Source organism: Janthinobacterium lyxosi (genome assembly GCF_051380665.1).
GTDB lineage: Bacteria > Pseudomonadota > Gammaproteobacteria > Burkholderiales > Burkholderiaceae_D > Janthinobacterium.
Genome location: NZ_JBNYXM010000008.1, coordinates 1 through 10084 on the forward strand (window position 1 = coordinate 1; position 10084 = coordinate 10084).

Sequence of the window (10084 nt, forward strand, 5' to 3'; positions counted from 1 at the left end):
TGGTTAGTCTTCTGAATGACGAACGGCCCGATCGAAAATTCGACCGGGCCGTCAAGGCAAAACCAAAGCGCTATGCCACTCGAGTTCTACGAAAAACTGCTTAAGTGAACGGCATTACCGCTCAAACGGTGGTTTTTTTTCGCCTGCAGCTTTGTCGCCGCCCGCCTGCGCTGGCGGGATCTCAGCCACCTCGCGTCTGCTTAAATCACGAACTCGCGGCGCACGGCCGGCTTGTGCGCCAGCAGCAGCAACAGCTTTTTCAAGGCGTTGGCCAGGAGCGCGCGGTCACGGATGCTGCCCAGCGAGATGCGGATGGCGTTTGGCGGGCGGCTGTCGTAGAAGGCGTCCGAGGCCGTGACGGCCACGCCCTGGGCGCGGGCGGTGGCGGCCAGTTCGCGCGAGGTCCAGTAGCTGGGCAGCGAAAACCACACATGGATGCCGTCGTTGCGCGGATGGCTGGTGCCGGTCAAAATCGTGCGGATGACGTCCTGGCGCGCATCGGCCTCGCTGCGTATGCCGGCCAGCAGTTCGTGCGCGGAGCCGTCGTGTATCCATTGCGTCGCCAGTGCCGTCGTCAGGGGTGTCGCCATCAGGGAAAACGAGCGCAGGGCTTGCACAAAGCGTTCGCGCAGCTGCGCGTCGGCGATCAATGTGTAGGCCATGCGCAAGCCCGGTGCCAGGCATTTCGACAGCGTGGCAATGTACGACACGTTGCCCGGCGCGTAGTGGGCCAGCGGCGGCGGCGCGTCGGAGGCCAGCAGCCAGTACGGATCGTCCTCGATGATGTGCATGCCGCAGCGCCGGGCCACTTCCGTGATGGCCTGGCGCCGCGCGGCGGGCATGGTGTGCGCCGTAGGGTTTTGCAGGGTGGGATTCAGGTAGACGAGGCGCGCATGGTGCTTGCGGCAGGCTTTTTCCAGCGCTTCGGGCAGCATGCCGTCCGCATCCGTTTCCACGATGATGGCTTTGCGATTGAGTTGTCCCGCGGCCAAGCGCAAGCCCGGATACACGGCCGGCTCCGTCAAGATGGTATCGCCGGGCCGGCTCAAGGTCAATATCAGCGCCGCCAGCGCCGCCTGCGCGCCGGGGCAGGCCACCACGTGCTCCGCCTCGACGTGGTCGAACATGGGCGCCAGCCAGACGGCCCCCGCCGCGCGGTCGGCTTTGCCGCCGCCGCCCAGGTGATAACTCATCAACAAATCGCTGTCCGTGCGCATCAGCACCTGCGCCACACCCTGTTTCAGCAGGTCGTCGAAATCCACGCCCACGGGCGGCGGCGGGATGTTCATGCTCAGGTCCAGCATCTGCGTCAATTCCACTTTCGGCGCGGCCACATAGGTGCCGCGCGCCCCTTGCCCTTCCAGCAGATTCCTGCGCTTGGCCTCGTCGTAGGCGCGCGTCACCGTCGTCAGGTCGACCTGGAGCAGGGCGGCCAGGCGGCGCTGCGGCGGCAGGCGGTCGCCCGGGCGCAGGCTGCCGTCGGACAGCGCGCGCTCCAACATGTCGGCGATCTGCAGGTAGCGCGGACCGCCGTACTGCATGAAGGGCGTGATCCACGCGCTGGCCTGGCTTCCTTCTTGTATGGATTTTGACTGTGACATTTTGTCTAAATGTATGGATATTTATTCCCATTATTATGGGGAAATGCCTGGTAAAAATCCATACATATGTGTGTGGAACAGGCTTTATCTTCAGGTAAGGACTATGCATAACTCATCGTTACTCCCCCCACGACGCCTGGCCGCTGCCGGGCGTTTTGTATGCTGCATGGCGCTGCTGGCGCTGGGCGGCTGCAGCACCCGGCTGCTCAATCCCAAGGGCGACATCGGCCAGCAGGAAAAAATGCTGATCCTGATTTTCCCCGGCCTGATGCAGCTGGTGGTCATCGCCGTCATTTTCCTGACCCTGTATTTCGCCTGGCGTTATGGTGCCAGCAATACCAAGGCCACGTATTGGCCAAAATGGCACCAGGCCGGTGGGGATTGTTATTTCCTACAGGCATTTAAGTCTGAGTCGCAAGGTGTGACAGCGCACAGTGGCGTACGGCAGGCGCGGTTAAGGTGGTGTCAACAGCTTGCTGCTGATCCAGTATTTGATATGGCTCAGCCCGGCAGCGTTTAGCCGCTTCTTTTTCCCCGAAGCGAGGAGAATCATGATTCGGTCACGGCATCGAGCATGGTTGAAATTATTCACTGTTAAAGGAAACCATCATGAACGCGATTGAAAAAACCAGCTCCGACCTGAACGGCACCACCCAGGATACCCGTCAGGATTTGCACCGCACCATCGACAAGGTGGCAAGTCAGGCCCAGCCCTTGGCCGACAAGGTGGCCACGCGCGCCCACGACGGCGTGGACCAGGTGGGTGAGCGCATCGAGCAGGTCAGCGATACCGTCAGCAAGGCCTCCGAAACTCTGATGGCGCGCGGCAAGCAGTTGGGCGCCGCCTGCCAGCGCGCCGGCGAGACGGGGCGCGGCTATGTGCGCGAGCGCCCTGCCGTGTCCCTGCTGATTGCCGCAGCGGCAGGTTATGGCCTGTCCAAACTGCTGGGTTCGCGTAAATAAGTTTTACGCAGTCCGGCAAGGTAGTTGTCGTGGGCGCCGTTCCCTTCGCCGTCATGGCGGAGCGGGCCAGCGCCCAAGCGCACAAGGTAGTGGCAAGCAGTAAAGCAGAGTGACGATGCGCTCCGTTTTGTTGTGGTTGATCGGCATACCTATTCCCATCATTATTTTGATTGCCCTGTTCGTGCGCTGAATGAGGGAGTTGTAGCGTTACTTCCCGGGGCAAACTACTCACAGGAGATGTAATGGCTAGCAACAAGAAAACGCCGTCCACGGACGGTGCGGGTTCCGTCTTGAGCAGCATGTCCGGTCCATCCGACAGCAAGGCGCCGTACAGCCTGGGCGCGGACAATGATGTGACCCGCTCGCTGCTGCAAAAAACGGCCGCCGGCCAGCAGCTGGCCGCCGCCATGGCGGTCAATCCCAAGGAAAACGGCCAGTATGGAGACGCGGCGCGCACGCCGGCCGAAGGCGTGCATGTGGCAGCCGGCGAACCGCTGGCCACGGCCAGCACCACGGGTGAAACGACAGCGTCGCCGAAGACCGGCGATGGCCATCCCGCGCTTGGAGAGAGTGCCGCGAATGCCTCGCTGGACCGCGCCAGGTCCGATGACAGTGGCTGCGTGCTGACGACTAACCAGGGCGTGCCCGTGGGCGACAACCAGAATTCGCTGAAGGCGGATTTGCGTGGCCCCACCCTGATGGAAGATTTTATTCTGCGTGAAAAGCTCACGCATTTCGACCACGAGCGCATCCCCGAGCGCGTCGTGCATGCGCGCGGTTCGGCCGCCCATGGTTACTTCGAATGTTACAAGGAGCAAAGCAAGCATACGCGCGCGGCGCTGTTCGCCAAGGCGGGCAAGCGCACGCCCGTCTTCGTGCGTTTTTCCACCGTGGCCGGCGAACGCGGTTCGACCGATACGGCGCGCGATGTGCGGGGCTTCGCAGTGAAGTTTTATACGGATGAAGGCAACTGGGATTTGGTGGGCAATAACATTCCCGTCTTCTTCATCCAGGATGCGATGAAATTCCCCGACCTGGTCCACGCAGTCAAGCCCGAACCGCACAATGGCATGCCGCAGGCGGCCAGCGCGCACGACACCTTCTGGGATTTCGCCTCGCTGTCGCCGGAAATCACGCACATGCTGATGTGGGCCATGTCCGATCGCGCCATCCCGCGCAGTTATCGGATGATGCAGGGCTTCGGCGTGCACACTTTCCGTCTCGTGAATGCCAGGGGACAATCCGTCTTCTGTAAATTCCACTGGTCGCCCATGGCCGGCACGCATTCCCTCGTGTGGGACGAAGCCGTCAAGATCAGCGGCGCCGATTCCGATTTCCACCGGCGCGACCTGTGGGAAGCCATCGAGTGCGGCGAGTATCCCGAATACGAGCTGGCCTTCCAGGTCTTCACGGAAGCGCAGGCCGAAGCGTTTCCCTTCGACGTGCTCGATCCGACCAAGCTGATACCCGAAGAACTGGTGCCTTTGATCCCCGTCGGCAAAATGGTCTTGAACCGCAACCCGGATAATTTTTTTGCCGAGACGGAGCAGGTGGCCTTCTGCACGGCGCACATCGTGCCCGGCATCGATTTTTCCAACGACCCGCTACTGCAAGGCCGCATCCACTCGTACGTGGACACGCAGATCACGCGGCTGGGCGGCGCCAACTTCCATGAAATTCCTATCAATGCTCCGCTGGCGCCGCTGCACAACAACCAGCGCGACGGCATCCACCGCCAGGCCATCAACCGTGGCCGGGTCGCGTACGAACCCAATTCGCTGGCGGGCGGCTGCCCGTTCCAGGCGGGCTCCAGGGGTTTCAACAGTTTTCCCGCCTCCGCCGAAGGCGACAAGGTGCGCGGCAAGCCCGAGAAATTTGCCGAGCATTATGGCCAGGCGCGCCTGTTCTGGATCAGCCAGACGCCGGTCGAGCAAGACCATATCGTGCATGCATTCCGTTTTGAACTGAGCAAGGTGCAGACGGTGGCGATTCGCCAGCGCATCGTCGCCATGCTGCGCAATGTCGACGAAACCCTGGCGCAGCGCCTGGCCGATGCGCTGGGTCTGGCGCTGCCGCCCGTCATGCCGCGCGCCTCCCTGCAACCGCTGCCGGCGTACCCGCCGTCGCCAGCCTTGTCGCTGACGTTCCGTCCCGGTAAAACGGGCATCCATACCCTGCGCGTGGCCATCCTGGTGGGGCCGGGCAGCGATGGCGCCCAGGTACGCAACATTTATGCCGCGCTGCTGGCCGACGGCGCTGTGCCGCGCCTGGTGGGTAGCCAGCTTGGCCGGGTCGACACCAGCGGCGGTGCGCCGCTCGATGTGGAAATCTCGCTCGAAGCGGGACCGTCCGTGTTGTTCGACGCCGTCGTGCTTGCCGACGGCCAGGGCGCCGTGCAGCAACTGGGCGATGATGCCAACGCGCTCGACTTCGTGCGCCTGCAATACCGCCACTGCAAGCCGATGCTGGCTATCGGCGCGGGCAAGGGCTTGCTGGACAAGGCAGGCGTGCCAGCGGCCCTGCCCGATGGCAAGCCGGATCCTGCCGTCATCGTCGCGCCGTCCGGTGACGTGGTGAAAGCCGTGGCCACCTTCAAGAAGGCGCTGGCAGCGCATCGGGCGTTCGCGCGCGAAACGGACCCGCCGAGGGTGTGAGTGACTGCATCAGCACAGGGGCCGGCCTCGCCGGTCCCGTTGCCTACCGTGTTTGCCCTGCCTGCGCAACGCCACCCAACAATGTAAACAATAAAAATGTCTTGCGGTGATATGCTGCGCATGAGAACTGTTCATTTGCAACTGTTTGCTTGATAGCAAAGCAGCAGCAAAGAACAGCTTCAGCAAACCGGATCGCGATTACCGCATGGACAAGTACACACCTCGCACCTGGGGGCCGGGCGAACGCCCGACCTTGCCCGGGTCGCCATCGATGCCCGAACATTCGACGCCCAAGCGTGTCGCGTATTTCATCGTCGGCCTGATCGTCGCGCTGACGGGGGGGCTGGGCAACGGCCTGGTGACGGCCAATTTGCTGAACCTGCAAGGTTCACTGGCCGCCTATGCCTACCAGATGCAGTGGCTGCCGGCCGCCTATGTGATGACCATCGTCTCCATGAACCTGCTGCTGGTGAAATTCCGCCAGCAGTTCGGCCTGCACCTGTTCACGGAAGCGTTCCTGGTGCTGTATGCGCTGGTGACGTTCGCTCACCTGTATGCCAATACCTTGCCGTCGGCGATCGCCGTGCGCGCCGCGCATGGCATGGTGGGCGGCGCCTTGGGGGTACTGGGCCTGTACTACACCTTGCAGGCGTTTCCTGCGCGGCACCGCCTGAAAGGCGTGGTGCTGGGCCTCGGTTTTGCCCAGCTGGCGTTGCCGCTGGCGCGCATCTTTACCTCCGAACTGCTGCAGATCGGCGAATGGCACGGCCTGTACCTGTTCGAACTGGGGCTGGCCCTGCTGGCGCTGGGCTGCGTGCTGGCCCTCAAATTGCCGCCCGGCGACCGCGTGCAAACCTTCGAACCGCTCGATTTCCTCACCTTCATCCTGTTCGCGCCCGGCGTGGCCTTGCTGTGCGCCGTGCTGGCGCAGGGGCGCACGGCATGGTGGATGGAGTCCGAATGGGTGGGCGTGTGCCTGGCGTGCTCCATCGTGCTGATCGCCGCCTCGCTGGCCATCGAGCATAACCGCGCGCGTCCGCTGCTCAACACGCGCTGGCTTACCACGAGCAAGATCGCCAAGCTGTTTTTATCTGTGCTGCTGTTTCGCATCGTGCTGTCCGAATCGACGGGGGCGGTGGGCTTCCTGCAAGCGCTGGGTTTGAACACGGACCAGATGCAGAACCTGTTCATCGTGGTGCTCTTGGGCAGCGTGGCAGGCCTGGTGGTCAGTGCGCTGACGATCAATCCGGCGGCGCTGAACCGCTCGCTGATGTTCGCGCTGCTGCTGATCGCCGCCGGGGCGCTCATCGACGCGCACGCCACCAGCCAGACGCGCCCCGTCAACATGTATGTCAGCCAGTTCCTGCTGGCCTTTGGCGGCACGTATTTCCTCGGTCCTACCATGGTGGCCGGCATGGGCGCCGTGATCGCCGAACCGCGCAACCTGGTGAGTTTTTCCGTGATGTTTACCATGACCCAGAACCTGGGCGGCTTGCTCGGTTCAGCCATCGTCGGCACCATCCAGACGGCGCGCGAAAAATACCATTCCAGTTACCTGGTCGAGCACCTGACCATGCTCGATCCGCAGGTGGCCGCGCGCGCGCAGTCCGGTGCGGCAAGTTATGGCGGCGTGCTGACGGACCCTGCCTTGCGCAGCGCCCAAGGCGTGGCGCGCCTGGGCGCCATCGCCACGCGCGAAGCCAATGTGCTGGCCTACAACGATGTTTTTTTGATGATCGCTGGCGTCGCCCTCGCTACTTTACTGTGGATGCTGGTCAGCCAGTCCTGGACCCGTATTACTACCGGCGCGCGTCGCCTGGTCGGCCCCGTGCGCGATGCGCAGACGGCCATGGCCATCGTCCCCATTACCAATTCGGAACCGAGCAATGACAGAAAATAACACCGCACCGCCAGCACCGACCCCTGCACCGACATCTGCACCAGCGTCACCGCCTGCACCTGCGCCCGCGGCCAGCGCCACGCCGCCGCAACCGGACCGGCGCCACCAGTGGCTGTCCGCGCTGACCTTTGCCGCCGTGGCTCTGGTGGGTGTGCTGATCGTGCTGTATGCGTGGCGTTTGCCGCCGTTCACCAGTCCCATCGTGACGACGGAAAACGCCACCGTGCGGGGACAGGTGACCATCATCGGCACGCAGCTGTCCGGCTATGTGGTGGAAGTGACGGTGCAGGATTTCATGGATGTGAAGGAAGGGCAGCTGCTGGTGCGTATCGACGACCGCATCTACCAGCAGCGCTACGAGCAGGCGCAGGCCCAGCTGGCCGCGCAGCAGGCGGCGCTGTCGAACTGGGCGCAGCAGAAGGCCAGCGCGCAGGCGGGTATTTCCGTCAGCGAAGCGGCCCTGGCCAACGCGGAAGCGCAGGCACGCAAGGCCAGCGCCGACTTGAATCGCGTGGAACAATTGGTGGCCGATGGTTCACTGTCGCAGCGCGAACACGACCAGTCGCGCGCCACGCAGGCGCAGATGGCGGCCGCGCTGGCGCAGGCGCGGGCCAATCTCGACATCGCCCAGCAAAGCGTGCATAGCGTGGTGGTCAACAAGCAGGCGCTGGAAGCGGCCGTGGCGAACGCGCAGGCGGCCGTCAAGGCAGCGAAGATCGACCTCGAAAACACGCGCATCGTGGCGCCTTCAGATGGCCAGCTGGGCCAGGTGACGGTGCGCCAGGGCGCGTACGTGAACTCCGGTGCGCAGCTGATGGCACTGGTGCCGCGTCAGATGTGGGTCATCGCCAATTTCAAGGAAACGCAGATGAATGGCGTGCAGGAAGGGCAGAGCGCCACCTTCCACGTCGACGCGCTCGATGGCGCCGTGCTGACGGGCCAGGTGGAGCGCATCTCGCCGGCCACCGGTTCCGAATTTTCCGTGCTGCCGGCCGATAATGCGACGGGCAATTACCTCAAAATTGCTCAGCGCATTCCCGTGCGCATCCGCATCGATGCGGGGCAGGCGAACGCGCGCCGGCTCGTGCCGGGCATGTCGGTGGTGGTCAGCGTCGACACGTCCGCCGTATTGAACGACTCGGCGGACAATCCCGCGCCACCGCCAGCACCGAAAAAGACGACAGTGAAGGCCAAACCATGAAGCGTCGCCTCCTGCAGATTGCCTGCGTGCTGGCGCTGGCCGGCTGCGCCGCCAACGCGCCACCGCAGCCCGCAGCGGCCCTGCAACTGCCGTCCGGCTGGCGCGCGCAAGGCGAGGGCGGTGTAGCGTCCTCGCATGACACACAGGTGGAACAGCTGTGGTGGCAGGCCTTCGGCGATCCCGTTTTAAGTGATCTGATGGGCGAGGCGCTGGCGCGCAATGGCGACTTGCGCGTGGCGCGCGCCCGCGTGCAGGAATACCGCGCACGCCTGGCGCAGGCCGATGCCAACCGCGCGCCGAACCTGGCGTTCGACGGCTCTCCCACGCGCACGCGCACGCTGGCGTCGAGCGGCAAGCCGTATGTGACGAATGTCTTTCAGGCCGAACTGCAGGCCAGCTATGAAATCGATGTGTGGGGCCGGTTGGCCAATCTGAGCGACGCGGCCGGCGAAAGCTACCGCGCCGAGCAGGCCAGCCTTGATGCGGCGGCCCTGTCGATCGCCGCCAGCGTGGCCACGGCCTACCTGAATTTGCGCGGACTCGACGCACAGCTGGTGCTGACGCAATCGACCTTGCAGCTGCGCGAACAGTCGCGTGAGCTGGCGCGCAAGCAGTTCGAGGTGGGCTACAGCTCGCGGCTGGAATGGTTGCAGGCGCAATCGGAATACCATGCGGCGGCCGAGCAGGTGCCGCAGCTGCAGCGGCAGATCTTTGAGCAGGAAAACGCGCTGGCCGTCCTCGTCGGCGGCAATCCCGGCCCCATCGCGCGCGGCTTGCCGCTGGCCGAGCTGGCGCCGCCGGCTGTGCCGGCCGGCCTGCCGTCCGAATTGCTGCGCCGGCGGCCCGACATCGCGCGCGCGGAACATAAGCTGGCTGCCGCCAATGCCAGCCTGGCCGCCACGCGCGACCAGCTGCTGCCCTCGTTCAAGCTGACGGCGACGGGCGGCGGGCAAGCCACGACGCTCACCGATTTCCTGCATGCGCCGACGGCCCTGTGGCGCCTGACGGCGCTGGCGGCCGGCCCCCTGTTCGACGGCGGGCGGGTGCAGGCGCAAACGGATGCGGCCGGCGCGCAGCGCGACCAACTGGCATACACGTATGAAAACGTGGTGCGCAACGCCTTCGCCGAAACGGAGAATAGCCTGGGCGCCATCTACCGGCTGCAGCAGCAAGCCGTGGAAAACGATGCGCGCCGCGCCACGGCGCTTGACACTCTGCGCATCGCGCATAATCGTTACCGCAATGGCTATGCATCGTACCTGGAAGAACTCGACGCCCAGCGTACCCTGTACAGCGCCGACGTGGGGCTGCTGCAGTTGAAGACGCGTATCCTGGTTGCCTCGGTCGACCTGTACCGGGCCATGGGCGGCGGCTGGTCGGCGGCTGCCCGCCCTTAGAGCCTGTCCCAGCAGGGGATGTATTTATCTGCCGGGACACCCTCTTCATCGCTGTTGTGGCGGGCAGCTTGCCGCTGCCTGCCTGTTGCCCGCAGCATCCGGTTTTTTTGCCAGGATGCATGCTGAATCAGTACCCTCTTGCCTCCCTGTCTCTCCAGAAATCCCTCCCTTTCCCGGGCCGTGACGGCGCGCCGCCGATTTTCCCATGTTGTATTTAGACAACATCAATTTCATGGTGATGTACATGAAAAATTTCCGCATGGAATTATTGTGTGGCTTTTAATGTGTATTGCTGGCGATGCCAATAAATGTTGCATTTGAATTATTGTAAATATCATATGGCAACCATTCCATTTTTTCTATGTACG

Annotated in this window: 6 protein-coding genes and 1 pseudogene; 6 read left to right on the top strand and 1 reads right to left on the bottom strand. The window is 63.6% G+C overall.

Annotated elements, in window-relative coordinates; translation table 11 throughout:
* Positions 1-200: 200 nt before the first annotated feature.
* Positions 201-1601 (bottom strand): aminotransferase-like domain-containing protein, encoded by a 1401-nt coding sequence (locus tag ACQ4WP_RS09940; RefSeq protein ID WP_436520131.1) that lies wholly within the window; start codon positions 1599-1601, stop codon positions 201-203.
* Positions 1602-1767: 166 nt separating this feature from the next.
* Between ACQ4WP_RS09940 and ACQ4WP_RS09945 the strand changes: the two are divergent.
* From ACQ4WP_RS09945 to ACQ4WP_RS09970, 6 genes and pseudogenes are all read left to right on the top strand, one after another.
* A pseudogene (locus ACQ4WP_RS09945) lies at positions 1768-1965 on the top strand (ubiquinol oxidase subunit II); the annotation flags it as partial.
* 245 nt (positions 1966-2210) lie between these two features.
* The gene (locus ACQ4WP_RS09950) at positions 2211-2564 is read left to right on the top strand and encodes an ElaB/YgaM/YqjD family protein (RefSeq protein WP_436520133.1); all 354 of its coding nucleotides are present in this window, start codon (positions 2211-2213) and stop codon (positions 2562-2564) included.
* A 242-nt stretch (positions 2565-2806) separates the two neighbouring features.
* The gene (locus tag ACQ4WP_RS09955) at positions 2807-5218 is read left to right on the top strand and encodes a catalase (RefSeq protein WP_436520135.1); all 2412 of its coding nucleotides are present in this window, start codon (positions 2807-2809) and stop codon (positions 5216-5218) included.
* Between the two features lie 145 nt (positions 5219-5363).
* Positions 5364-7118: an MFS transporter gene (locus ACQ4WP_RS09960; RefSeq protein ID WP_436520137.1), complete on the top strand. Its 1755-nt coding sequence runs from the start codon at positions 5364-5366 to the stop codon at positions 7116-7118.
* Positions 7105-8319, top strand: a complete 1215-nt coding sequence (locus ACQ4WP_RS09965; RefSeq protein ID WP_436520139.1) for an HlyD family secretion protein — start codon at positions 7105-7107, stop codon at positions 8317-8319. Before ACQ4WP_RS09960 ends, ACQ4WP_RS09965 begins: the two co-directional genes overlap by 14 nt.
* Positions 8316-9716 (top strand): efflux transporter outer membrane subunit, encoded by a 1401-nt coding sequence (locus tag ACQ4WP_RS09970; RefSeq protein ID WP_436520141.1) that lies wholly within the window; start codon positions 8316-8318, stop codon positions 9714-9716. Before ACQ4WP_RS09965 ends, ACQ4WP_RS09970 begins: the two co-directional genes overlap by 4 nt.
* The last annotated feature ends 368 nt before the right edge of the window (positions 9717-10084 follow it).